Source organism: Pseudomonas sp. LBUM1648, from assembly GCF_059716145.1.
Map to the genome: position 1 here is coordinate 1,902,048 of NZ_CP166808.1, position 23,582 is coordinate 1,925,629.

Sequence of the window (23,582 nt, forward strand, 5' to 3'; positions counted from 1 at the left end):
CGTGAGGGAAACCTCACGCCACGTTTGCGTTTTCGCCTGCCTGTTTGTTTTTTTGGATAGTTTGAGGATTAGTCCTACATCTATTGCCTACTCGCCTGACTTCTTTCCTGATTGATCCCCCGCACAGTTCCCGCGCCTAATTTTTGCGCGAGGGAACGTTCATGCTCGACCCGGTTATTCAGTCCACCCCGCACCCAAGCGTGCGTTGATGGAAGCCATCACCCGTATCGAGCAAGCACTCGACAGCTTCCCTGACACCCTCAGCCTCTACCGCGAGCAGCTCAAACACTGGGCCAGCCGTGCCGCCGACACAGTCAGCCATGCCGCAGATCTTCCGTCGCTGATGGGCATCGAGCGGATCATCCGCTTTGGTGAGAGCAGTACCGCCGTCAGCAGTAGCGACGACCAGTTTTTCTCCAACGTCGTGCAGTGCCCGAAGGGCGGGCTGATGCTGATCGAGAGCAAGTTCGAGTCGGTGTATGACATCCCGCTCGGCAACATCGTGGTCGATGTGGTGGCAGTGGATGGTGGCGAAACGACGCCCATCACTCTGGATGCTCAAGGCAAGGGGCAGTTCAAGGGCACAGAGGGCAAGTTCTACCGGGTGCAAGTGCACGGTGCTGTCAGCCCGGAACAGGTTGAAGATCTTTTTGAGTCCTACGATGGCCTGACCGTTGAACTGGATGATTGGCTGCGTAGCGAATGGCAGGGGTTCAAGCCACAGTGGTCGCAGTCGGTGGCGACGGCGGCGGGTAACGGCATGCTGGCCGGGAGCTGGGCGGCGATCGAGGGGGTGTGGGATAGCATTGGATTGTTGTCGGAGATTCTCCAGGATCCGGGCAAGTTTGCCCAACGGTTGGGAAGTGGCGCAACTGATCTGATCAATCTGGCAGCTACCGCGCCTGAGGTGATGGAGCAGCTTCAACTGCTGGTCAGTGACGAGGCGGCCCTGTGTTTGCTGCTACGCACGGCGAGTCTCTGGCTGGAGATGTTGCCGCCCAGTGAGATCGCCGGCAAAACCGCTGAAGCGGCGTCGATGATGATCGTGCAATTGCTGATCGATGTGCTGATCAGCGTTGTGCTGACTTTCGCCAGTGGCGGCGCAGGGATCGCGTATCTGACGCTGCGTCTGGCAGATCGCGCGGCTCAATTGCTGTCAGCGGTGACGCGGTTGGTGAAGGCGCTTTTTGCCATCGTCAACGGCTTCATCAAGTACGTTGATCAATACAAAACCGTTGCCGCGCGCGGCATAGCGGCCGGCGTGAAAAAAGGCCGGATGCAACTGCGCTGGAATGCCAAGCGCAACGCCTCGCTGAAGAAAGACGAACCTCACGACGATAAGCCCGATCAGGCTAAAAACCCCAACGGCGACAGCGCCGATTGTGTGCCGAGCACCTGCACCAACGGCTGCCCGGTGTCGATGGTTACCGGTGAGGAACTGCTGACCCTGACTGACGGCACGCTCGATGGATTGCTGCCGTTCGAGTTCACCCGCTTGTATCGCACCAGTGCCGCCGAAATCGATGTCGGGCTGGGGTTTGGCTGGAGCCATTCGCTGGCGCATCGGCTGGAGTTTGAGGGCGATTTTGTTGTTTGGGTGGATCATGAGAACCGGCGTACGCGGTTTCCGTTGCCGAGTGTCGAGCGGCCGGCGATTCACAACAGTCTGTCGCGGGCGGCGATTTTTCTGGGGGATGAACCGGAGGAGCTGATTCTTGCGCTGGCGGGGGACACTGCGCGGTTTTATCACTTTCGGGCCGGGCGGCTGACGGCGGTCAGTGATGGGTATGGCAATCGTCTGCGCATTTCGCGGGATCGTCAGGATCGCATTGAGCGGTTGGACAACGGTGCGGGGCGGGCGCTGCTGTTGCGGTATGACCGGGCTCATCTGGTCGGCGTCGATTACCAAACGTTTTGTGATGGTGGCTGGCAAACCGAACAAACCCTCGTCAGTTATCGCTACGACGCTTATCAACACCTGATCGAAGCGTGTAACGCCGTTGGCGACAGCGAGCGTTACGACTACGACGATCAGCACGTCATCCTCCAGCGTCAGCTGACCGGTGGGGCGAGTTTCTTCTGGGAGTGGGAACGGGCCGGAAAATCGGCGCGCTGCGTGCGGCACTGGGCGTCGTTCTCGCAGATGGACACCCGCTACGTCTGGGATGACGACGGCAGTGTCGCGGTGCATTACGTCGATGGCACCGAAGAAACCTACGTCCACGACGAGCGTGCGCGGCTGGTGCGCAAGGTCGAGGCCGACGGTGGCGAGCACCTCAAGGCCTACGACGACGCGGGGCGTTTGATCGCCGAGCAGGATCCGCTCGGCGCCGTCACCGAATACCGCTACGACGACGTCGGACGCCTGATCGCGCTGCTTCCACCGGACGATGAGCCGACGTCCTACGAGTACCGCAACGGTTTCCTGCACAGCCGCTCTCGCGGCGAGGCGGTGTGGACGTACCGGCGCAATGCCCAGGGTGATGTTACCGAAGCGGTTGATCCAGACGGGCAGGTCACGCATTACCACTACGATGCGCTTGGGCAGTTGCTGTCGATTCGTTATCCGGACACCAGTCGGCATGTGCTGGTCTGGAATGGTCTCGGTCAATTGGTTGAAGAAACCCTGCCCGATGGCGGTGTGCGGCGCTTCTCCTACGATGCGCTGGGGCGACGGAGCACGACTCAGGACGAACACGGTGCGCTCACGCGTCAGCACTGGGACGCCGTGGGCCGTCTGGTGCAGGTGACGTTTCCTACAGGCGCGACGCGCGCCTACAGCTACGGCGCTTACAACCAGGTCACCGCCGAACGCGACGAACTCGGCCGCATCACTCGCTTCGAATATGACGACGACCTGCATCTGGTCTCACGCCGAATCAACCCCGACGGTACGCGGGTGCAATACCGCTACGACCATGCACAACTTCTGCTCACCGAAATCGAAAACGAGTCCGGCGAAAAGTACCGTCTGGACTACACGCCGACCGGACTGATCCGACAGGAAACCGGCTTCGATGGCCGGCGCACGAGCTACGCCTATGACCTCAATGGTCATCTGCTGGAAAAGACCGAATTCGGCGATGACGGCTCGACGTTGGTCACCGGATACGAGCGCGATGCCGTCGGCCGCCTGCTGGTCAAAACCCTGCCCGACGGGATCAAGGTCGAATACCGCTATGACCGCCTCGGCCGACTGACCGGCGTCGACGACGGTCAGAAGCATCCCCTGGCCTTCGAATACGACCTGCAAGACCGGCTGATCACCGAGCACCAGGGCTGGGGCACTTTGCGTTACGCCTACGACGCCTGCGGCCAGCTCAAACGCATGCGCCTGCCGGACAACAGCAAACTCGATTACCACCACGCCAAGGGCGGTGCGCTCAGAGCCATCGACCTCAACGGCGCGTCACTGACGCGCCACGTCTATCAGTCAGGACGCGAGCAACAACGCCAGCAAGGCCTGCTGCTCAGCGAATACACCTACGACGATCAGGGTCGCTTGCTCGCCCATGCCGTAGGCCATCAGCACGATTCGCTGTATCGCCGCGACTATGCCTACAGCGCCAACGGCAACCTTGAGCACATCGCCGACACCCGCCACGGCCAGCGCACCTACGGCTATGACGCTCTCGACCGTTTGATCCGCGTGCGCCACTCGCACGACGAACTCCCGGAATCCTTCGCCCACGACCCGGCCGGCAACCTGCTGATGCAGGATCGCTCCGGCCCGACGCAAATCAAGGGCAACCGCCTGCTGATGCAGGGCGACCGCCACTACGACTACGACGCCTTCGGCAACCTGATCCGCGAACGCCGCGGCACCGCGCAGAAACTCGTCACCGAATACCGCTACGACTGCCAACACCGCCTCATCGGCCTGACCCGCCCCGACGGCAAAACCGCGTCCTACAAATACGATGCCTTCGCCCGGCGCATCAGCAAAACCGTCGACGGCGCCACCACCGAGTTCTTCTGGCAAGGCGATAACCTCGTCGCCGAAAGCAGCCAAACCCACCACCGCAGCTACGTCTACGAACCCGGCACCTTCCGCCCGCTGGCGCTGCTCGACGGCAAAGGCCCGAAGCGCGCCTGCCCGTTCTACTACCAACTCGACCACCTCGGCACCCCGCAGGAACTCACCGACTACAGCGGCGAAATCGTCTGGTCGGCGCAATACGACGCCTACGGCAAAGTTGCCGCGCTGACCCTCGCCGCCGAGGAATACCTCGACCAGCCAATGCGGTTTCAGGGGCAGTATTTCGATGGGGAGAGTGGACTGCATTACAACCGGCATCGGTATTACGACCCACGGCTGGGCCGGTATCTGACGCCGGACCCGATCAAGCTGGCGGGTGGGTTGAATCAGTACCAGTACGTGCCGAATCCGACGGGGTGGGTGGATCCGCTGGGGTTGAGTTCGAACTGTCCGCCGCCGAAGACGCCGGGTTGTACGGTGCCGGGTGGGATTGGTGGGGCTAAGGTTGATGAGGGTGAGCCAGCGCTGCCGAAGATGACGGCGCAGGAGCGGAGGGCGAGAATTGATGAACTAGCCGAGGAAAATGCAAAGCGGCGTGTTAGTGAGTATGAAAAAATTTATGACATGCACACTGTGAAAAAACATAGTTCGGAAATTTCTGATCCAGCTCTCAAACAGCGAGCGATCAATGGAGCGGATCCTCATACCGGTGAGGTCCCGAAAGGTGCCAAAGGTAATCCAAGCTCTCAGTTTCATAGCTGGCGCATGCATTTGGGTGCCTTGAATAAAGCGATGACGAAGGATAAAAACGGTTTGATTAGGCATACAGGAAAGGATCAGAAGAAAAATCCAATAGTTAGGTTGGAACTGCCTGGAGCTGGGCGCGGTTACAGACCCAATAAAAAAGATTCACAAAATCCGGGGCTTAATGAGGATATGAATTGGTTTGAGGTTAAATTCGACAAAGTGAATACACAGGAGCCTTTTACGGGCTTCCCCGCGGAGGGAAAGTGATGCTGAAAGACCCATTTTTAAATGAACGCTTCGAACCTGACTTAATGTGGTTCGTTGGGATATTTGATGTTTATGATAGAGAGGAGACCAAGGGTGTAGAACTCGAGGCTTATGATCCGAATGATCAAGCTGATAGAAGTATGCTAATAAAGAAGTATTGCTTGAATCAGCCTTATCTCTCACATAGGCATAAATTGGCTCTCATTGAAAATCTAGAGGCGGTGCTTAAGGATCCAAACTTCGATTTTCAAGCCATATTTGAAATAGATGAATGCGAGACAAACAGTTGGCCGCGTGAGGAATGGTATTCATTAGAAAGTCCACGTAGGTTTTTTCAAGATGTCTATCAACTAGCGACAGAAATCTGGAAAGAGGATCTGTTGATGGCTGCTAGTGAAGATAAGTCGGCTTGGTAAACTAAAAATCAAGTCAACGTTGTACGCTAAGTTGCAATCGATGTAGCTCGGCAGAGGCGAGACTATCAATCACATGCACGCTATACCCCGGAACATTCTTCGCATGATGTTTCGCCTGCGAAGCCATTTCCGCAAGCTGGCTGGCGTCCAGTTGTGCGCACGCTTCGGGATGCAGATGCACCACGCCGATGGACAGTGACAACAACGGGAATTCCTGGCGAATGCCTTGTCGGTTGGGGGCGATGAAGCAGCCGGCCTCTAGATGCTCGGGGCGGTAAAAGCGGCGGCACTGGCTTTGGAAGTCATCAAGCAACTGGTTTAGGCGTTTGCGCCAGTCTTCGGGACCGAGGACGAGCAGGAAGTCGTCGCCGCCGATGTGGCCGACGAAGTCGCGGGTAGGGTCGACGCGTTCGTTGAGGCACTGCGCCAGGCACAGCAGGACTTCGTCGCCGCGGCCGTAGCCGTAGATGTCGTTGAAGGGTTTGAAGCTGTCGATGTCGACGTAGCAGATGATTGATTCGCGGGCCTGTTGCAGCAGGCGCGTCAGGCATTGCTGGATCGGTACGTTGCCGGGTAGCAGGGTCAGCGGGTTGGCGTAGCGGGCTTGCTGGATTTTCAGTTCGGTGATCAGTTTGAGCACGTCGATCACCCGACCGAGGCCGAGATAGCTGCCGTTGAGGGTGATGATGAAGTCTTCTTCGATCCGCTGACGGGCGCGGCTGGTGATCAGGCGACTGACCTGTTGCAGCGACTGGCTCATTTCCACAGCGAGGAAGTCGTCGTTCATCAGGCGGCTGATGGGTTTGCGCGCGAACAGGTCGGTGGCGAACGGTTTGAGCAGCGCATCCGAGAGAGAGTGGCGGTGGACGATGCCGCACGGTTGGCCTTGTTCGTCGAGTACTGCCAGTGAGTTGAGGTTGGCCTGGCGGCGGAAGGCTTCCAGCACGGTAGCGGTCGGCGTGTCGCGTGGCACGGCGGGTTGGTCGTTGAGCAGGGCGCTGAGGTCGCTGCCTTCGTCGTTCAGGGCCACGGCGCTGCTGTCGTGTTTAGGCATCAGGGCGCGGGCGTCACGGGGTGGCTGTTCCTGGGGGCGACCCAGCAAGTAACCCTGCACCAGATCAACGCCCATTTCGGTGAGCACCGCCAGTTCTTCCGGCAGTTCGATGCCTTCGGCAATGACTTGCGCCCGGGAGGCTTTGGCAATCTGCAGGATCGAGCCGACGAATTCTCGCTTCAATGCATCCTGATGAATGCCATCAATGAAATGCCGGTCGATCTTCACGTAGTCTGGACGCAGTTCTGACCACAGGCGCAGGCTCGAATACCCGGCGCCGAGGTCATCCAGGGCAATCGAAAAACCCATCGCTCGATAGTGATGTAGAGCCGTTTGCAGCAACTGGAAGTCGTCGATTGGCGTCTGTTCAGTGAGTTCGATCACCACCTGACTCGGCGGGATGCCGAAGTCTTGCAGCAATTGCAGTGTCCGCCCTGGCTGATGCGCCGCTTCGAGCAAGGACTCCGGCGAGACGTTGAGAAACAGTTTGCCCGGCAGTTGCTGTTCGTTAAATCGACGGCAAGCACTCTGGCGGCAGGCGATTTCCAGTTCGCTCAAGCGTCCGGCCTGACGCGCCACCGCGAACAGCGCGATGGGCGAGTGCAGAGGGCTATTGGACGGGCCGCGAGTCAGAGCTTCGTAACCGAGAATACGTCGCTCAGAGAGGCAGATGATCGGCTGGAACAGGCTGTGTAAACCGCTTTGAGTCAGTATCGAGCTCAAGGCACTCAGCTGTTCGGTCGTGGTCATGGCAATCTCTGGCGATAAAAAAAGGACTGGGAGCGCTCTCGATGAAGAGAGTGGCTCCCAGTCCTTTATTGCACGACAGAATGATGACTGTTTGATGACGATCCGGGGATCGTCAGCATTAAATTGCCATCACCTTACTTCTTGGCCACCTGATTGCTCAGTTTCAGGTAATCCAGCAGAACGCGCCCGGTTTCGCTCAGGTAGGCATCGTCTTCCGGTTTGACCTTGTCCTGCTCGGCTGCCGCGAGGGCGTCTTCGTCTTCTTTCTTCAGCTCTTTGAGCGGTTCTTCGCCCTTGGCCTTGCGACGGAGGTTCTCCATCACCAGTTGCTTGGCGTCGATGCTGGCGTGCTGGGCACGACGATCCGCTTCATTGAGGCTGACGGTTTTTTCTTCCATCAGCTTCTGCGCCAGTGCCAGCTTGTCGCGGATGAACACGAACTCGGCATCCTTGGCGGTGCGAGTGTCATGCTCGGACTTGAGCTGTGCCAGGAACGGCTTGAACGGATCGGCCGCAGGTTTGATTGCGGCCTTGATGGTGTCCCACGGCATGGCTTCCGGCAGGGCACTCTCACCGATTTCCTTGGTGTCGATCAGCGACGGATAGTCGATGTCCGGCAAGACGCCTTGGTGCTGGGTGCTCTGACCGGAAACCCGGTAGAACTTGGCCAGGGTCAGTTTCAGTTCGCCATGGTTCAGCGGCTGAATGGTCTGCACGGTGCCTTTGCCGAAGGTCTGGCCACCGATGATCAGCGCGCGGTGATAGTCCTGCATGGCGCCGGCGAAGATCTCCGACGCCGAGGCAGACAGGCGGTTGACCAGCAGCGCCATCGGGCCTTTATAGAACGCACCCGGGTTTTCATCTTCCAGCACGTCGACGCGGCCATCGGCGTTACGCACGAGTACGGTCGGGCCTTTGTCGATGAACAGGCTGGTCAGCTCGGTGGCTTCCTGCAGAGAACCGCCGCCGTTATTGCGCAGGTCGATGACCACGCCGTCGACTTTGTCTTTCTGCAACTCGGTCAGCAGTTTCTTGACGTCGCGAGTGGTGCTCTTGTAGTCCGGATCACCGGCACGGAACGCCTTGAAGTCGAGGTAGAAGGCCGGGATCTCGATGACGCCGAGTTTGTAGTCCTTGCCGTCCTGCTTCAGGTTCAGTACGGATTTTTTCACGGCCTGATCTTCAAGCTTCACCGCTTCGCGGGTGATCGGCACAATCTTGGTGGTCTGGTCATTCGGTGCATTGCTGGCCGGAATCACTTCCAGGCGCACCACGGTGCCTTTCGGGCCGCGGATCAGCTTGACCACTTCGTCCAGACGCCAGCCGACCACGTCGACCATCTCTTTGTTGCCTTGGGCAACACCGATGATCTTGTCGGCAGGGGCGACCTGTTTGGTCTTGTCGGCAGGGCCGGCAGGCACCAGACGCACGACTTTCACCTGATCGTTGTCGCTCTGCAACACGGCGCCGATGCCCTCGAGGGACAGGCTCATGTTGATGTCGAAGTTTTCCGCGTTATCCGGCGACAGATAGTTGGTGTGCGGATCGTAGGACATGGCGAAGGTGTTGATGTACGCCTGGAAGATATCTTCCGGACGGGTCTGATCCAGGCGCGACAATTGGTTCTTGTAGCGCTTGGTCAGGGTTTCCTGGATCTGCTTCGGCTCTTTGCCGGCGATCTTCATCCGCAGCACTTCGTCCTTGACGCGTTTGCGCCACAGGTCGTCAAGATCGGCGGTGGATTTGAGCCAAGGAGCGTCCTTGCGATCGATCAGCAAGGTTTCCTTGGTGGTGAAGTCCATCTTGTCGACGCCTTTGTTCAGCTCGGCAAGGGCGAAGTCCAGACGCGCCTTGACGCGATCCAGATAGCGCTTGTAGATGGTGAACCCGGCGTTGAGGTCGCCGCTTTTGAGGAAGTCGTCGAACTGGGTCTTCCACTTGTCGAATTCGGCGATGTCGCTGGCCATGAAATAGCTGCGCGACGGATCCAGCAGCTTGAGGTAGCTGTCGTAGATGATCACCGAGCGCGCATCGTCGAGCGGCGGCTTGCTGTAGTGGTGACGCTTGAGCAACTCGACGACGTTCAGGCTGGCGATGACTTCATCGCGATCAGGCTGCAATTTGTCCCAGCTGTTGGCTGCGAATGTATTGCCCGACACCGGCAACAGGCCGATGCCGATGAAAAGAGCGAGGGCGGTGCTGGGGAGCAAATGCTTCATGCTGATTCGACGCGGGGACAATTGATAACGCATATTAGGCCGTCTTTGAAGTCGCCGGTTCTACGAGAGCCGGTCGCATAATGCAAAAAGCCCGGCGCTACAGCTTCGGGCTCAGTCCAGACTCACTATGGAGGCACTGTGAAGGCATTGCAAGGCGTGGAAGGTCAAGTGGCATGGGTTGAAGAGCCGAGTCCTACGTGTGATGTAGGACAAGTCCGCATTCGAGTGGCGGCAGCCGGCCTCAATCGCGCCGATTTATTACAGAAAGCAGGGCTTTATCCGCCGCCCCCGGGTGCCAGCCAAGTCCTCGGTCTTGAGTGCTCCGGGGTGATCAGCGAGGTCGGTGCGGGCAGTTCGTGGCACGTCGGCGACCGGGTCTGCGCCTTGCTGGCCGGGGGTGGCATGGCCGAAGAGGTGGTCGTCGACGGGCGGCACGTGCTGCCGGTTCCCGAAGGCGTGTCGCTGATCGAGGCGGCGGCATTACCCGAGGTTTATGCAACGGTCTGGCTGAATGTGTTTCAGCTTGCGGCGCTCAAACCGGGTGAGAAAGTTCTCTTGCACGCCGGGGCAAGTGGAATTGGTTCAGCCGCTATTCAGCTGTGCAAGGCGTTCGGCAACCCGTGCTGGGTCAGCGTCGGCTCGACCGAGCGTTTGGCTTACTGTGAAGCGTTGGGAGCCCAGGGCGGCGTAGTGCGTACGGATGATCTGGAAAGCCTGCGCGACTTCGGCCCGTTCGATGTGATTCTCGATCCGGTCGGCGGCAACTACTCGGCGCTCAATCTCAAGCTCATGGCGCTGGATGGGCGTTGGGTGTTGATCGGTTTGATGGGGGGCCGTGAGGCGAAGCTGGATCTGGCCCAGGTGTTGGCCAAGCGCGTGCAATTGCTGGGTTCTACGCTGCGCAGTCGTGACGATCAGTTCAAGGCCGATCTGTTCAGTGACCTGAGTCAGCATGTGTGGCCGTTGTTTGCCGAAGGACGCTTGAGTCCGCAGTTGGCCAAGGCTTTCCCGGTGAAAGACGCCGAGGCGGCATTTGCCGAACTGGCGAGCAATACCGTTTCCGGAAAACTGGTGTTGGTGATTGACGACAGCCTGAGCTGAAAGAAAGGCCAGATCAAAAGATCGCAGCCTTCGGCAGCTCCTACGGTGGAATGTGTACACCCTGTGGGAGCTGCCGGAGGCTGCGATCTTTTGCTTTTATTTCCAGAGATGGATCGGCCAGCCGGCCTTTTCGGCATGTTCAAGCAGCACCGGATCCGGATTGACCACGTGCGGGAAATCGACCTTCAGCAACAACGGCAGGTCATTGCGTGAGTCGGAATAGAAACTCGCGCCCTCCAGGTTTTCCTCTTCAGCATCCAGCCACTCAAGCAAGCGGGTGATCTTGCCTTCGCGGTAAGTCAGGGTGCCGACGGTATGGCCGCTGTACACGCCATGCGCGACTTCCAGTTCGATTCCGAGGACTTCGTCGATACCCAACCGATCGGCAATCGGCTTGACCAGATGCGTGCCCGACGCCGAGATCACCAGAATCCGGTCGCCAGCCTTGCGGTGGGCGGCGATGGTTTTGGTCGCGTCGCTGAAGATGATCGGTTCGATGAAGTCTTCAACCCACGGGCCGACCAAGTGCTCGACTTCTTCTGGGGTGCGGCCGATCAGTGGTTCGAGGCTGAAGTCCATGTAGTCTTCCATGCGCAATTTGCCATGGCTGTAGGCATCCATCAGCTCGTTGTTTTTGCGCATGTACGATTCGGGATCGACCCAGCCCAAACGGCCCATCTGCTCGCTCCAGAGGGTAGCGCAGTCGCCATGGATGAGGGTTTCGTCCAGATCAAAAATTGCCAGGGCCATCAGTGCAGTTCTCTCTTCAACGTCAGCAAAGTCATCAGGCTACCTCACACAGGGCCGTGGGATCGATGGAAAGTGCCAGACGCTGACCGTCGGGGTGCAGATCGGCGGCCGAACGGTTGAGCACATCCACCACCAACTCTACGCCGCGCGCTTCGACGCGATAGCGGATGACGTTGCCGAGCAGGCTGTGGCTGCGGATCTGTGCGTCGAGTTCGCCGTTCAGGCTCAGTTCGATGGCTTCCGGGCGAATGGCAATGCGGTGGTTGATCGGGCGCTGCAACAGCTTCGACGCGTCGTCGGCATCGAGCAGGTTGTAGTTGCCGATGAAGCCGGCGGCGAACACATCGACAGGCGCGGTGTACAGGGTTTCGGCGTCGCCGCTCTGTACGATTTTTCCCTGATTCATCAGGAAAATCCGGTCAGACATGGTCAGCGCTTCTTCCTGATCGTGGGTGACGAAGATCGTGGTCAGGCCGAGTTCCCGCTGGATCTGACGAATCTGTTCGCGCAGGTGCTTGCGAATCCGTGCATCGAGGGCCGACAGCGGCTCATCCAGCAGCAACAGACGCGGACGAGTCACCAGCGAACGGGCGAGGGCAACGCGCTGGCATTGGCCACCGGAAAGCTGATGAGGATAGCGACTGGCGAAGTCGTTCAGTTCAACCAGTTTCAACACTTCGGCAACGCGTTTATGGCTGTCGTCGGCATTGACCTTTTGCATGCGCAGACCGAAGGCGACGTTCTGTTCGACGGTCATGTTGGGAAACAGCGCGTAGCTTTGGAACACCATGCCGATGCCACGTTTCTGCGGGCTTAGCGGCACGATGTCGACGCCATCGAGCAGGATCTTGCCGCCATCGACCGGCGTCAGCCCGGCGATGCAACGTAGCAGGGTGGATTTGCCGCAACCGGACGGGCCGAGCAGGGTGACGAATTCGCCCTTGTTTATTTCGCAGTCGATGTCGCTGAACACCGTGGTGCCAGCGTAGTTTTTTTGAAGATGTTGGACGCTGACATAGCTCATTCGCTTTTGTCCTTGTTCAGAATGTTGGCGATCCAGGTCAGGACCAGCACGAATAAGAAGTAGGAGATGACCAGCGCACTGGTGAAGTGGCCGCTGCTGTTGCGCATGTTGTTCAGATAAACCTGCAGGGTTTCGTAGCGGGTGCCGACGAGGATGTTGGCGAAGACGAACTCACCGAACAGGAACGAGAACGACAGCAGCAACGCCACCATCAGGCCTTTGCGCAGGTTCGGCAGCACCACCAGAATTGCTGCCTGAAAGGTGCTCGCGCCGAGCAGTTGGGCGGCGTCCATCAGGTCGCGCAGATTGATCGCTTGAAGGTTGTTGGTGATCGCCCGGTACATGAACGGCAGCGCCACGGTGAAGTAGCATCCGATCAGAATCCACGGCGTACCAACCATCGCCATTGGCCCGGAACCGTAGAGCTGCAACAGGCCAACCGACGACACCACTGGCGGCACCGCGAAGGGCAGCAGGATCAGGATGTTCATCAGCGCATCGAGTTTGGGGAAGTGGTAATGCACCACAAACAGCAGCGGCAGGATCAGCACCACCGACAGCACCAACGCGCCGACGCAGACCAGCAATGACTGGCCGAAGGCGTGCAGGAAGCGTGGATCGCTCCACAACTGGATGTACCACTTGAAGGTAAAGCCGCTGGGCAGAATGGTCGCCGACCAACTGCTGGCGATTGAGTAAATCAGTGTGCCCACAAGCGGTGCCAAGAGGATGGCGAACAGCAGGTAGACCACGACGCGGTGGTAGAGGCCGGCCGGGCCGGATTCAACGCGAGACATGGTAGCTCCTCTTCAACAGCAGTTGATGCACGACGGTCACGATGGTCATCAGCGCCACCAGTACCACGGCCAGCGCACTGGCCAGATTCGGATCGAGGGAGATATCGCCGGATACCATCGCCGCGATACGGATCGGCAGCACGTTGAAGTTGCCGGTGGTCAGTGCATACACCGTGGCGTAGGCGCCGAGGGCGTTGGCCAGCAGGATCACGAACGTGCCGAGCAGCGCGGGGGTCAAGACCGGCAGACCGATGTGCCGCCAGAACTGCCAGCCGTTGGCACCGAGCAATTCGGCGGACTCGCGCCAGTCTTCGCGCAGGGCATCGAAGGCCGGGTAGAGCAGCAACACGCCGAGGGGGATCTGGAAGTAGGTGTAAAGGATGATCAACCCGGTTTTCGAGTACAGGTTGAAGTCCTCGATGATCCCGGCCTGCTTCAACATGATGGTGATGCTGCCGTTGAAACCGAGCAGGATGATGAACGCGAAGGCCAGAGGAACGCCGGCAAAGTTACTGGTCATGTTGGCGAAGGCATTCACGAAGTTGCGCAGTTTCGAGTCGACCCGGCGCAGGGAGTACGCACCGAGCACGGCGATGATGATGCCGAACACACTCGACCAGAAACTGATTTCCAGGCTGTACTGGATCGCCTGTCGGTAGAACTTCGAACTGAAGATCTTGCTGAAGTTTTCCAGGCCCCAACCGGACTCTTCCGATTGCAGGCTGTTGATCATCACCCAGATCAGCGGGGCGATTTCAAACACGATAAAGAACAGTGCGAAGGGCACCAGGCACAGTGCCGCCAGCCATTTGCCGCGAGTCATGGCATTCACTTGAGCAGCTCCCGGCACACAGGTTTGTCATGGGGCACGCCGAGCAGTTCGCAGACCGTGCCGCAGATTTCGGTCTGCTTCGGTGCAGCGTCTGCGTTGAGGCTGAAGGCGTCGCCGAGAACAAACAGCGGTACCTGGCGTTCTTCCGGCAGCAGGCCGTTGTGCGAGCGGTCGTTGTTCATGCCGTGGTCGGCGGTCACCAGCACCTGATAACCGGCGTCGAGCCAGGCCTGTAAGTAGTCGGCGAGGATGATGTCGGCGAAACGCGCGCTGTTGCGGTATTGCGGGGTGTCGAGGCCGTGCTTGTGGCCGGCGTCGTCGATGTTCATCGGGTGAATCAGCAGGAAGTCAGGCGTGTGCCGCAGGCGCAGGTTTTCGGCGTCGGCGAACAGGTGCGAATCCGGGTAGTGATCGTTCCAGTAGAAGTGGCCGTGCTGGATTGGCAGTGATGGATCGTCAGTGTGGCGGTCGCGGGCGGCCACAAACGGCGAGCGGTTATACAACTCGCTGACCCAGTGATAGGCCGCGGCGGCAGTTTTCAGGCCGGCGTCACGCGCGTAGTGATAGATGCTGCGCTGGTTGGACAGGCGCGAGACGTCGTTGTGAACGATACCGCTGTCGATCGGCGGCACGCCGGTGAGGATGCATTCGTAAAGTGGTCGGGACAGGGCGGGCAACTCGCACTCCAGTTTGTAGAGTGCGGCGCGTCCTGCGCCAACGTAAGCCTGCAGATGCCCCATGGCGTGACGCGCGACTTCGTAGTTGAGGCCGTCGAGCACGACAAGGATGACGTTGTGCTTCATAGGGGCGGTGACTCCGAAAACAAGGCTGGGACCGAACGTTGTAGGAGCTGGCGAAGCCTGCGATCTTTTGACTTTGCCTTTCAAGAGCAAGATCAAAAGATCGCAGCCTGCGGCAGCTCCTACAGATGAAGGATTACTTCATCTCTACGATGACTTCTTCGTTCCACTTCTGTGGCAGGCCTTTGGAGGTTTTCTCCCACGCATCGGCGTCCTTGATCGGCGTGACCTTTTTGTACTGCTCGTTCGGCAGCAGTTTGGCTTTCACGTCTTCCGGCAGTTGCAGGTGTTCGGCGCGGATCGGACGGGCGTTGCCGCGAGCGAGGTTGGTCTGGCCGGCGTCGCTGAAGATGTATTCGCGGGTCAGCTTGGCGGCGTTCGGGTTCTTCGCGTATTTGTTGATGATGGTGGTGTAGCCGGAAATCACCGAACCGTCAGACGGGATCAGCACCACGTAGTCATCCGGGTTGGCCATCTTGGCCTTGTAGCTCAGGCCGTTGAAGTCCCAGACCACGCCGACTTCGATCTCGCCTTTTTCCATGGTGGCGATGGTCGGGTTGGCCATCGACAGGCGACCTTGCTTGGCGATGTCTGCGAACAGCAGCAGGGCAGGCTGGATATTCTTCTCGTCGCCACCGTTGGCCAGCGCTGCGGCCAGAACGCCGTTGGCAGCTTGCGCAGCGGTGCTCACGTCACCGATGGAAACCTTGTATTTGCCGCCCTTGAGGTCAGCCCATTTGGTCGGTACGTCGGAACCGTGCAGCAGCTTCTTGTTGACGATGAAAGCGATGGTGCCGGTGTAGGCCAGTGCCCAGTTGCCGTCCTTGTCTTTAGCCCAGTCCGGGATCTGGTCCCAGGTGCTTGGCTTGTACGGTTGCACCACGCCTTGCTTGACCGCGATCGGGCCGAAGGCGGCACCGACGTCGCCGATATCGGCGCTGGCATTATCTTTTTCCGCAGCGAATTTGGCGATTTCCTGGGCCGAGCTCATGTCGGTGTCGATGTGTTTCAGACCGTATTTTTTCGCCAGGTCTTCCCAGGTGCCTTTCCAGTTGGCCCAGTCATCGGGCATGCCGACGCTGTTGACGGCGCCTTCCGCTTTCGCAGCGGCTTCGAGGGTTTTCAGATCAGTGTCGGCCGCCATGGCGGCGGTGCACATTGCAATGGTCGAGCCTAACAGTGTTGCCAGGAAAAGCTGTTTCATTACGAAGCTCCTTGGTCGTGTTCAACGCTGCGATTGCGGTTTGTGTTGGTCTAGGTCAGCAATACCTGAGCCAATTTAAGGGGGCTGGATGACACTTTCATGTCGGTGGCCTTGCTTCAGGCCTTTTATTTGCCCGGTATCGGCGGCTGCCAGATAAGCGTAGACCATGCTCAAAGCCCCGGCGGGCAAGGGACTTGGCCGATGTATTGCAAGTCGTTAAGGCGACCGTTGAGCAGGTTTGTCATCTGTTGGTCATCTGCACTGCCTAGGCTTGCAACACTCGTTAACGGCTTGCAGGTCGTTCGGTTTTTGCCCTGAAACAGTGCTGGTCTAGTCCAGATAGGTAACGTTGATGCGCGATGAGGCAACAAAAGCGGTGACAGCGATTGGCCAGGTGTTGCAGGAGCAACTTGACCACGGGCTATTGGCGCCCGGCAGCAAGTTGCCGGCCGAGCGCAAGCTCAGTGAGTTGTTTGGCACGACGCGGATTACTGTGCGTGAGGCGTTGTTGCAGTTGGAGGCGCAGGGGCAGATTTATCGTGAGGAGCGGCGGGGCTGGTTCGTTTCGCCACCGCGTCTGGCCTACAACCTGATGCAGCGCAGTCACTTTCACGCGATGGTCAGTGCGCAGGGGCGGGTGCCTTCGACCGAGGTGATTTCGGCTCGACTGCAACCGGCTTCGGCGGCGGTGTGTGCCTGGTTGCAGTTGCCGGCGTTGTCGAGTGTGATTCAGATTTGTCGGTCGCGGCGGATTGATGGGCGGTTGGTGCTTTATGTAGAGCACTATTTGAATCCGCAGTATTTCCCGGGGATTTTAGAGTTTGATTTGAATCAGTCGATTACTGAGTTGTATGCGCGGCATTACGATTTGCACTATGGGCGGGTGCGGTTTGAGATCGTGCCTACGTCGTTGTCGGTGGATGCGGCGGCGGCTTTACGGGTGTCGGTGGGGAGCCCGGGGTTGCGGATTGCTCGGGTCAATTATGATCAGCATGAGCGGTTGATTGATTGTGATCTGGAGTTTTGGCGGCATGATGCGATTCATGTCGGGGTCGATGTCGTTTGATCGGTTGGGTGAATATCCGTTGCTGCGGTGATGGCTTCTTATGGTTTCGCCCTGACGGTCGACTCCCTTTGGCAAACGCCCCAAAGGAAGCAAAGGTCTTTACCCTGACGTTCGGCCCTCGCCGTGGCTCGGGTACCTTCGCTCCGGGATTGATCCGGGCGCATCGCTTCCGGTTTGCTTCGCTGCACCTCCTTTCGATGTGTTCGACTTCGTCGAACGGTCGCTGCGCTCCCACCCCCGGATCAATCCCTCCACTCAGCCTGCCGACGGGCCTTCAGATCAAAAGCTGCAGCCGAGCTAACGCTCATTCTGTTGAGTGGTGAAGAGCGGATGCGCTCGGCTTTGCTTTTCTGTGGGAGCGAGCTTGCTCGCGAAGGCGCCCCCACAGTCACTCCATCTCTATTTTGCTGCCCCGGCATTGGCATACAAATAATCCGTCGCCAACGATGCCAGTGTCCTCACGCCCACCACTAACGCCGACTCATCCACAAAGAACCCCGGATTGTGATTCGGCGCAGCCTTGCTTATGTCTTGGTCTCGTGGAGTCACACCGAGAAACACAAACAGCCCCGGCACTTCCTTGGCAAAGAACGAGAAGTCCTCCGCGCCACCCACCAGCGGCGCATTCACCACGTCATCCTTGGCCGCCCACTTCAATGTCGGCAGCATTTTTTCGGTCAGTGCCGGGTTGTTGATGGTTGGGTCGTATTTTTCAATGATAGTGACGTCGGCTTTCGCACCACCGCTTTCGGCGATTTTCTCGACGGTCTGACGCACGTCCGCATGCAGTTTCTGGCGGATGCCGTAGTCGTAGGAGCGGATGGTGCCGGTCATGTCGACGGATTCGGGAATGATGTTGTAACGGGTGCCGCCGTTGATGGTGCCGATACTGACGACAGACGGAAAAGATGAAATGTCGGTACGGCGGCTGACCACGGTTTGCAGGCCGACGATGGTTTGGGCGCCGACGGTGATCGGGTCGATGCCGTCCCAGGGGCGGCCGGCGTGGGTTTGTTTGCCGAGGATTTTGATGCGCAGGTCGTCAGAGCTGGCGAGGGTGGCGCCCGGGCGGTAGGCGATCTGGCCGGCCGGGACGCCGGCCCAGACGTGCAGGCCGAAAACGGCGTCGGGTTTGGGTGATTTCATCACGCCTTCTTCGACCATCATTTTCGCGCCCCAGGTGTTTTTGCCGTCGGGGATGAAGTCGCTTGGGCCTTCTTCGGCGGGTTGGAAGTAGAACACCACGGTGCCGGGCAGAGTGTCGCGCATGCCTGTGAGAATTTTCGCCGTGCTCAGCAGGATCGCGGTGTGGGCGTCGTGGCCGCAGGCGTGCATCACGTCGACTTCTTTGTCGAGGTAGGTGCCTTTGGCTTTCGAGGCGAACGGCAGGTCCGCGACTTCCTTGACCGGCAGCGCGTCCATGTCAGCGCGCAGAGCCACGGTCGGGCCGGGCAGGGCGCCTTTGAGGATGGCGACGACGCCGGTGCGGGCGACGCCGGTTTTCACCTCAAGGCCTATGGCTTTCAGTTGTTTGGCGACCAATTCGGACGTGCGTTTTTCTGTGTTGCCCAGTTCCGGGTGGGCGTGGATGTCGCGGCGGGTTTCCAGCAGTTGCGGCTCAAGTGCCTTGGCCTGCGCGGCGATTTGTTCGCGGGTGCTGTCCATTGTTGCTGCAGTGGCGTGGCCGGCCAGCAGGGTGAGCAGAACGGTCTGGGCAATGCGTGTCAGCTGCATCGGGTTTCTCCTTGTTTATTGTTCTTGGCTTCCCTGCCTGTGACCCGAACGTCGTGCCTAAGTGCTATTCCTTCGCCTGACCACCGCCGGCAGTGATCACTTGCACGCTCATGCGCGGCGTCGCCAGGTCCAGCCCGGCTTCGTCCAGGTGACGTTTGAGCGACAGGTTGAAGGCTCGGGAAACTTCCCACTGTTTGATCGGCGCGGTCTTGAAGCGCGCGCGCAGAATCGCGCTGCCGGACTCGAAACTCTCTACACCCTGAATCTCCAGCGGCGACCAGATATTGCGGCGTTGCAACGGATCGGTGCGCATTTTCTGGCCGACGTCGCGCATCAGTTTGATCGCGTCGTCGATTTCCATGTTGTACGGCACCGCCACGCGGAAGATCGCGTAGCCGAATTCCCGCGAGTAGTTCTTGATGCTTTTGATTTCGCTGAACGGGATGGTGTGGACGATACCGTCGATGTCGCGAAGGCGCACGGTGCGGATGGTCAGGCCTTCGACGGTGCCGAGGTGGCCGCCGACATCCACGTAGTCATCGATGGCCAGTGAGTCTTCGATGATGATGAACAGGCCGGTGATCAAGTCCGCCACCAGCGACTGTGCACCGAAACCGATAGCCAGGCCGATCACACCGGCACCGGCCAGCAGTGGCGTGACGTTCATGCCCATGTTCGCCAGGGCGACGATCAGCGCGATGATGAAAATCGCCACGAACAGCACGTTGCGGATCAGGGGCATCATGGTTTGCGCCCGCGCATTGGCCAGGCCTTTGCGTGAGCGAGTGAGGGCGTGGTGCACGGCGGTGTCGGCGAGGATCCAGATCAGCCAGGAGAAAACCAGTGTGCCGATCAGGCTGAACAGTTTGACGCTGACGTCATGCCCTTCGCCTTCGGCAAAACCGATCAGCGACTGGCCCCACACGCGCAGGCCGAGTTCGATGAACACCAGCCACACCAGCAAATGCGCGAGGGTATAGAAGAAGTTTTTCAGGCGCTCGGAATAGAGCGCGTGGCGTTTTGATCCGCGTTGCGGTTTCAGCGAGTGCCTGCGCACGAGGCCGTTGATCACCATGCACAACACTAACAGTACGGTGCAGATCAGCGACTGGCGTAGCGCGGTGCTGGTGTCGCCGGCGGAGACGAAGGTGGCGAACAGCGAGATGCCGACCAACACCAGCGCTGGTACGTACCAGAAGGTGCCGAGGATTTCGATGGTGTCGCTGAGCGCGCGTCGGGTCAGGCGTCGGGACAACGGCTGGTTGCGGATCAGGTGGGCGATCGGCCGGCGGAATCGCAGGATGAACAGCCCGGTCGACAGCGCAGCGAGAACATTGGCGATGGTCGCGGCGCTGTGCGCCAGATGCACACCGAGGCTCTCGATCAGGCGCGGGTCGTTCAGCGCCTCCCCGAAGGCGGCGAAGCTGCCGATCAGCCACAACGGCCGAAACGCCTGATGGCGCAGGATGTACAACGCGCGATGGCGGTGTGGGCCGTCGAGCAGGGAAAAAGCGATCACGCAGATCGCCGAGAAGCAGGTGCCGACCACCAGCGCGTAGGCCAGCACCATCGCCAGGCTTTTGCCCAGAGACGACGGCAACGCATAACTCATGTAGACGGTGATCACCAACGCGATCAACCACGGCCCGAGCTTGCGCAATGCGAAGCGCAGCATGTCGACGGCCCTGGGGTGTTGCGGCAGTTCTTCAGTGAGTCCGAAGCGCATGCGCACCCGGTGACTGACCCAGATCAGCGCGGCGGCAAGCAGGCTCCAGACCATGAGAATCATGGCGAAGCCGAAAATGATCGGCAGCCATTCACTGGCCGGGAGCATCAGCGCTTTCAGTTCATCTTTGGCCAGATCGAATTCGTTGGACCAGCGAGTGACCGGGCTGCCAGCTCCGGAAAACTGTTTCTCGAAATTGGCCAGGGTGCCGCCAATCAACCCGAGCACGCCTTCTTCGGGAGAGGCCTGGGCTTTTTTCGTGGCGTCGCGCAGTTTCTTCAGATCGGTCAGCAACTGTGCACGTTGCTTGTCGTTTTCCAGCGACTTGATGACTTCGTCGAGGGACTGGCCAAGCGGTTCCTGGGCTTCTGGCTGCGTCTTGGTGGTGTTGAGCAGGCCCGGCAGACCGACCGCGTGGGCGGGTGCCATGGGCAGCAGCGTCATCAAGCAGATGAGGAACAGGCAGGGTAGAGCAAAAAGACGAGCAAACACTAGGCGGTCAACCTCGCAAGGGGCGGATTCGCTGGAGTGTACGAGGCCGCATTAATCAATGCGAGCCGGGCGCGGATTTATTCGTTGAGTTTGGCGAGGATCTTGTAGACCACGGTGGCGAGTATCGTCAGCATGCCGATCCACATGGCGAACACCCCGGCGTTCTTGTCGCGGAAGTTGAAGCCGACGGCCAGCAGGATCATTCCGCTCAGGATGGGAATGAGCATGGCGTGGAAGGAGGACATCGAGATCATGGTGACTGCCTTGTCGGAAGGGATGATTTGAGTCTAGGTCGGTTTCCACCTGTAGGAGCTGCCGCAGGCTGCGATCTTTTGATCCTGTTTTTGATTTATAAAACACAAGATCAAAAGATCGCAGCCTGCGGCAGCTCCTACAGGGGGCGTGTCGTGCCGAATTGTTACGGCAATTCGCGGCAGGCGTAGAAGGCGCTCAGCACTTTGACCAGATGTGCCAGGTCATGGCTGCCGCACAGTTCACGGATCGAGTGCATGGCGAAGGTCGGCAGGCCGATATCGACGGTGCGCACGCCCAGATGGCTGGCGGTGATCGGGCCGATGGTCGAGCCGCAGCCCATGTCGCTGCGCACCACGAAGCTCTGCACCGGCACTTCTTCGGCCATGCACAGATGGCGGAAGAACCCGGCGGTTTCGCTGTTGGTGGCGTAGCGCTGGTTGCTGTTGACCTTGATCACCGGGCCGGCGTTGAGTTTCGGGCCGTGGTTGGCGTCGTGCTTTTCGGCGTAATTGGGGTGTACGCCGTGGGCGTTGTCGGCCGAGACCAGCAGCGATTTCTGGATGGTGCGGACGAACTCGTCACCCTCCGGCAGCAGGCGACGGAGGGTCTGTTCGAGCATCGGGCCATCGGCACCGCAGGCTGAGCAGGAGCCGACTTCTTCGTGGTCGTTGGCGACCAACACGCAGGTTTCGTCGGTCTCGGCTGTGAGCAAGGCTTGCAGGCCTGCGTAGCACGACAGCAGGTTGTCGAGGCGCGCGCCGGCAATGAAGTCGCCGTTCAGGCCAATCACCGCAGCGCTTTGCGTGTCGTAGAAGCTCAGCTCGTAATCGAGCACCACATCGGCGTTGAGGCCGTGTTCGCGGGCCAGTTGATCGGTGAGTACGGCGCGGAAGTCGACGCGTTCGTCACCGGCAAATTGCGCGAGGATCGGCGGCAGTTCGGTTTGGGCATTGATCGCCCAGCCCTGATTGGCTTCACGGTTGAGGTGAATGGCCAGGTTGGGAATGATCGCGATCGGTGCCTTGAAGTCGATCAACTGGCTCTCGACCTTGCCGTCACGGCGGAAGGTCACGCGGCCGGCCAGCGACAGATCGCGGTCGAACCACGGTGCCAGCAGCGCGCCGCCGTAGACTTCGACGCCCAATTGCCAGAAGCCCTGACGTTGCAGCTCAGGTTGTGGCTTGACCCGCAGGCATGGGCTGTCAGTGTGTGCACCGACAAGGCGGATGCCACCGTGCAGCGGTGAGTGACGGCCCATTTTGATCGCGACGATCGAGGAGTCGTTACGAGTAACGTAGTAGCGGCCGTTGGGCTCGGTAGTCCATGGCTCGCGCTCGTCGAGGCGCACAAAACCGGCGGCCTCCAGACGTTGAACAAGGCTGGCGGTGGCGTGGAACGGGGTAGGGGAGGCCTTGAGGAAGTCGATCAGGCCTTGGTTCAACTCTTCGCGCATAAGAAGCTCCAGACAGCAATGGGCGGGAGTTTAACGCATCGGTTGGGGCATGACATGCGGTCGTTGCTGCGCATGCATAACCTGTAGGAGCTGCCGAAGGCTGCGATCTTTTGATCTGGTGTTTCGTAAATCAAAAACCAGAGCAAAAGATCGCAGCCTTCGGCAGCTCCTACATGGGGCCAGCGGTGCCATTCAGAACGGCGCCGGGCACTCGAAGCGCAGACGCTCACCGGTTTGCGGGTGGGTGAAGCTGAGCATGCTCGCGTGCAGGCACAGACGCGGCCAAGCTGCCAGTGCCTGTTCATGGGCGTAGAGCCCGTCACCGAGCAGCGGATGTCCGATGGATAGCATGTGCACGCGCAACTGGTGCGAGCGACCGGTGATCGGCGTCAGCTCGACGCGGCACCAGTCGCCGCAACGTTCCAGCACGCGCCAGAAGGTCAGCGCATGCTTGCCGAATTCGTGATCGACCACGTGGCGCGGCTTGGTCGGCGGGTCGTAGCGCAACGGCAGGTCGATGCTGCCGCTGTCCAGTTCAGGCTGACCCCAGGCCAATGCGGTGTAGGCCTTTTCGGTTTCTCGGTCGTGAAACTGGCGCGAGAGTTCGCGGTGAGTGTCGGCGTCACGGGCGAGCAGAATGATGCCGGAGGTTTCCCAGTCCAGACGATGGACGATGCGCGCTTCCGGGTAGCCGTTTTCCTGCAGGCGGGTAATCAGGCAGTCCTTGTTGTCGTCGGCGCGACCGGGCACCGAGAGCAGCAGGGTCGGTTTGTCGACCACCAGTACGGCGGCGTCCTGATGGATGATGCGGATGTTGGACAACGGCATTAAAACAGCCTCGTAACAAATGCCAACGGCGGCTCAGGGCCATTCCGGTATGGGAATGGCCCTGAGCCGCCGTCGTTCCTGCCGTATC

General features: G+C 59.4%; 17 protein-coding genes. 4 read left to right on the top strand and 13 right to left on the bottom strand.

Going from position 1 to position 23,582, the window contains the following annotated elements; all coding sequences use genetic code 11:
• The first annotated feature begins 208 nt into the window (after positions 1–208).
• Both ACA043_RS08760 and ACA043_RS08765 read left to right on the top strand, forming a co-directional pair.
• Positions 209–4,993: an RHS repeat-associated core domain-containing protein gene (locus ACA043_RS08760; protein WP_497658981.1), complete on the top strand. Its 4,785-nt coding sequence runs from the start codon at positions 209–211 to the stop codon at positions 4,991–4,993.
• Positions 4,993–5,409, top strand: a complete 417-nt coding sequence (locus tag ACA043_RS08765; RefSeq protein ID WP_047599024.1) for a hypothetical protein — start codon at positions 4,993–4,995, stop codon at positions 5,407–5,409. Before ACA043_RS08760 ends, ACA043_RS08765 begins: the two co-directional genes overlap by 1 nt.
• A gap of 13 nt (positions 5,410–5,422) precedes the next feature.
• On the opposite strand, the gene ACA043_RS08770 is transcribed toward ACA043_RS08765, so the two are convergent.
• The gene (locus tag ACA043_RS08770; protein WP_497658982.1) at positions 5,423–7,213 is read right to left on the bottom strand and encodes a bifunctional diguanylate cyclase/phosphodiesterase; all 1,791 of its coding nucleotides are present in this window, start codon (positions 7,211–7,213) and stop codon (positions 5,423–5,425) included.
• A 134-nt stretch (positions 7,214–7,347) separates the two neighbouring features.
• Positions 7,348–9,432, bottom strand: a complete 2,085-nt coding sequence (locus ACA043_RS08775) for a carboxy terminal-processing peptidase (RefSeq protein WP_187677488.1) — start codon at positions 9,430–9,432, stop codon at positions 7,348–7,350.
• A 138-nt stretch (positions 9,433–9,570) separates the two neighbouring features.
• Between ACA043_RS08775 and ACA043_RS08780 the strand changes: the two genes are divergently transcribed.
• On the top strand, positions 9,571–10,533 hold the full coding sequence (locus tag ACA043_RS08780) for a zinc-binding dehydrogenase (protein ID WP_187677489.1): 963 nt from the start codon (positions 9,571–9,573) through the stop codon (positions 10,531–10,533).
• 96 nt (positions 10,534–10,629) lie between these two features.
• On the opposite strand, the gene ACA043_RS08785 is transcribed toward ACA043_RS08780, so the two are convergent.
• The 6 genes from ACA043_RS08785 to ACA043_RS08810 all read right to left on the bottom strand — a co-directional run bounded on the left by ACA043_RS08785 (position 10,630) and on the right by ACA043_RS08810 (position 15,940).
• Positions 10,630–11,283 carry an HAD family hydrolase gene (locus ACA043_RS08785; RefSeq protein WP_187677490.1) on the bottom strand — a complete coding sequence of 218 codons (654 nt, stop codon included), beginning with the start codon at positions 11,281–11,283 and terminating at the stop codon, positions 10,630–10,632.
• Positions 11,284–11,317: 34 nt separating this feature from the next.
• Complete coding sequence (locus tag ACA043_RS08790) at positions 11,318–12,307, bottom strand: ABC transporter ATP-binding protein (RefSeq protein WP_187677491.1); 990 nt, start codon at positions 12,305–12,307, stop codon at positions 11,318–11,320.
• Positions 12,304–13,104: an ABC transporter permease gene (locus tag ACA043_RS08795; RefSeq protein ID WP_401271989.1), complete on the bottom strand. Its 801-nt coding sequence runs from the start codon at positions 13,102–13,104 to the stop codon at positions 12,304–12,306. Before ACA043_RS08795 ends, ACA043_RS08790 begins: the two co-directional genes overlap by 4 nt.
• On the bottom strand, positions 13,091–13,927 hold the full coding sequence (locus tag ACA043_RS08800; RefSeq protein ID WP_187677504.1) for an ABC transporter permease: 837 nt from the start codon (positions 13,925–13,927) through the stop codon (positions 13,091–13,093). The genes ACA043_RS08795 and ACA043_RS08800 overlap by 14 nt, the downstream gene beginning before the upstream one ends.
• 5 nt (positions 13,928–13,932) lie before the next feature.
• Positions 13,933–14,739 carry an alkaline phosphatase family protein gene (locus ACA043_RS08805; protein ID WP_187677493.1) on the bottom strand — a complete coding sequence of 269 codons (807 nt, stop codon included), beginning with the start codon at positions 14,737–14,739 and terminating at the stop codon, positions 13,933–13,935.
• Positions 14,740–14,872: 133 nt separating this feature from the next.
• Positions 14,873–15,940: an ABC transporter substrate-binding protein gene (locus ACA043_RS08810; RefSeq protein WP_489878573.1), complete on the bottom strand. Its 1,068-nt coding sequence runs from the start codon at positions 15,938–15,940 to the stop codon at positions 14,873–14,875.
• 352 nt (positions 15,941–16,292) lie between these two features.
• On the opposite strand from ACA043_RS08810, the gene ACA043_RS08815 reads away from it, so the two are divergent.
• The gene (locus ACA043_RS08815; protein WP_187677495.1) at positions 16,293–17,006 is read left to right on the top strand and encodes a UTRA domain-containing protein; all 714 of its coding nucleotides are present in this window, start codon (positions 16,293–16,295) and stop codon (positions 17,004–17,006) included.
• Between the two features lie 399 nt (positions 17,007–17,405).
• On the opposite strand, the gene ACA043_RS08820 is transcribed toward ACA043_RS08815, so the two are convergent.
• From ACA043_RS08820 to ACA043_RS08840, 5 genes are all read right to left on the bottom strand, one after another.
• Complete coding sequence (locus ACA043_RS08820; protein ID WP_497658983.1) at positions 17,406–18,740, bottom strand: amidohydrolase; 1,335 nt, start codon at positions 18,738–18,740, stop codon at positions 17,406–17,408.
• A gap of 64 nt (positions 18,741–18,804) precedes the next feature.
• Entirely contained in the window at positions 18,805–20,958 is a 2,154-nt protein-coding gene (locus ACA043_RS08825) for a mechanosensitive ion channel domain-containing protein (protein ID WP_497658984.1), read from the bottom strand.
• A gap of 77 nt (positions 20,959–21,035) precedes the next feature.
• A complete protein-coding gene (locus ACA043_RS08830; protein WP_305442182.1) occupies positions 21,036–21,212 on the bottom strand; it encodes a hypothetical protein in 177 nt (58 codons plus the stop codon).
• A gap of 164 nt (positions 21,213–21,376) precedes the next feature.
• The gene (locus tag ACA043_RS08835) at positions 21,377–22,666 is read right to left on the bottom strand and encodes a M18 family aminopeptidase (protein ID WP_187681369.1); all 1,290 of its coding nucleotides are present in this window, start codon (positions 22,664–22,666) and stop codon (positions 21,377–21,379) included.
• A 192-nt stretch (positions 22,667–22,858) separates the two neighbouring features.
• Positions 22,859–23,494, bottom strand: coding sequence for an RluA family pseudouridine synthase (locus ACA043_RS08840; protein WP_007960625.1), 636 nt, complete (start codon positions 23,492–23,494; stop codon positions 22,859–22,861).
• Between the last annotated feature and the right edge of the window lie 88 nt (positions 23,495–23,582).

What these genes read in the sequence shown, in the direction of transcription:
- ACA043_RS08760 (WP_497658981.1), top strand. Translation starts at nt 209, where the DNA reads ATGGAAGCCATCACCCGTATCGAGCAAGCACTCGACAGCTTCCCTGAC.
- ACA043_RS08765 (WP_047599024.1), top strand. Translation starts at nt 4,993, where the DNA reads ATGCTGAAAGACCCATTTTTAAATGAACGCTTCGAACCTGACTTAATG.
- ACA043_RS08770 (WP_497658982.1), bottom strand. Translation starts at nt 7,213, where the DNA reads ATGACCACGACCGAACAGCTGAGTGCCTTGAGCTCGATACTGACTCAA.
- ACA043_RS08775 (WP_187677488.1), bottom strand. Translation starts at nt 9,432, where the DNA reads ATGAAGCATTTGCTCCCCAGCACCGCCCTCGCTCTTTTCATCGGCATC.
- ACA043_RS08785 (WP_187677490.1), bottom strand. Translation starts at nt 11,283, where the DNA reads ATGGCCCTGGCAATTTTTGATCTGGACGAAACCCTCATCCATGGCGAC.
- ACA043_RS08790 (WP_187677491.1), bottom strand. Translation starts at nt 12,307, where the DNA reads ATGAGCTATGTCAGCGTCCAACATCTTCAAAAAAACTACGCTGGCACC.
- ACA043_RS08795 (WP_401271989.1), bottom strand. Translation starts at nt 13,104, where the DNA reads ATGTCTCGCGTTGAATCCGGCCCGGCCGGCCTCTACCACCGCGTCGTG.
- ACA043_RS08800 (WP_187677504.1), bottom strand. Translation starts at nt 13,927, where the DNA reads ATGACTCGCGGCAAATGGCTGGCGGCACTGTGCCTGGTGCCCTTCGCA.
- ACA043_RS08805 (WP_187677493.1), bottom strand. Translation starts at nt 14,739, where the DNA reads ATGAAGCACAACGTCATCCTTGTCGTGCTCGACGGCCTCAACTACGAA.
- ACA043_RS08810 (WP_489878573.1), bottom strand. Translation starts at nt 15,940, where the DNA reads ATGAAACAGCTTTTCCTGGCAACACTGTTAGGCTCGACCATTGCAATG.
- ACA043_RS08815 (WP_187677495.1), top strand. Translation starts at nt 16,293, where the DNA reads ATGCGCGATGAGGCAACAAAAGCGGTGACAGCGATTGGCCAGGTGTTG.
- ACA043_RS08820 (WP_497658983.1), bottom strand. Translation starts at nt 18,740, where the DNA reads ATGCAGCTGACACGCATTGCCCAGACCGTTCTGCTCACCCTGCTGGCC.
- ACA043_RS08830 (WP_305442182.1), bottom strand. Translation starts at nt 21,212, where the DNA reads ATGATCTCGATGTCCTCCTTCCACGCCATGCTCATTCCCATCCTGAGC.
- ACA043_RS08835 (WP_187681369.1), bottom strand. Translation starts at nt 22,666, where the DNA reads ATGCGCGAAGAGTTGAACCAAGGCCTGATCGACTTCCTCAAGGCCTCC.
- ACA043_RS08840 (WP_007960625.1), bottom strand. Translation starts at nt 23,494, where the DNA reads ATGCCGTTGTCCAACATCCGCATCATCCATCAGGACGCCGCCGTACTG.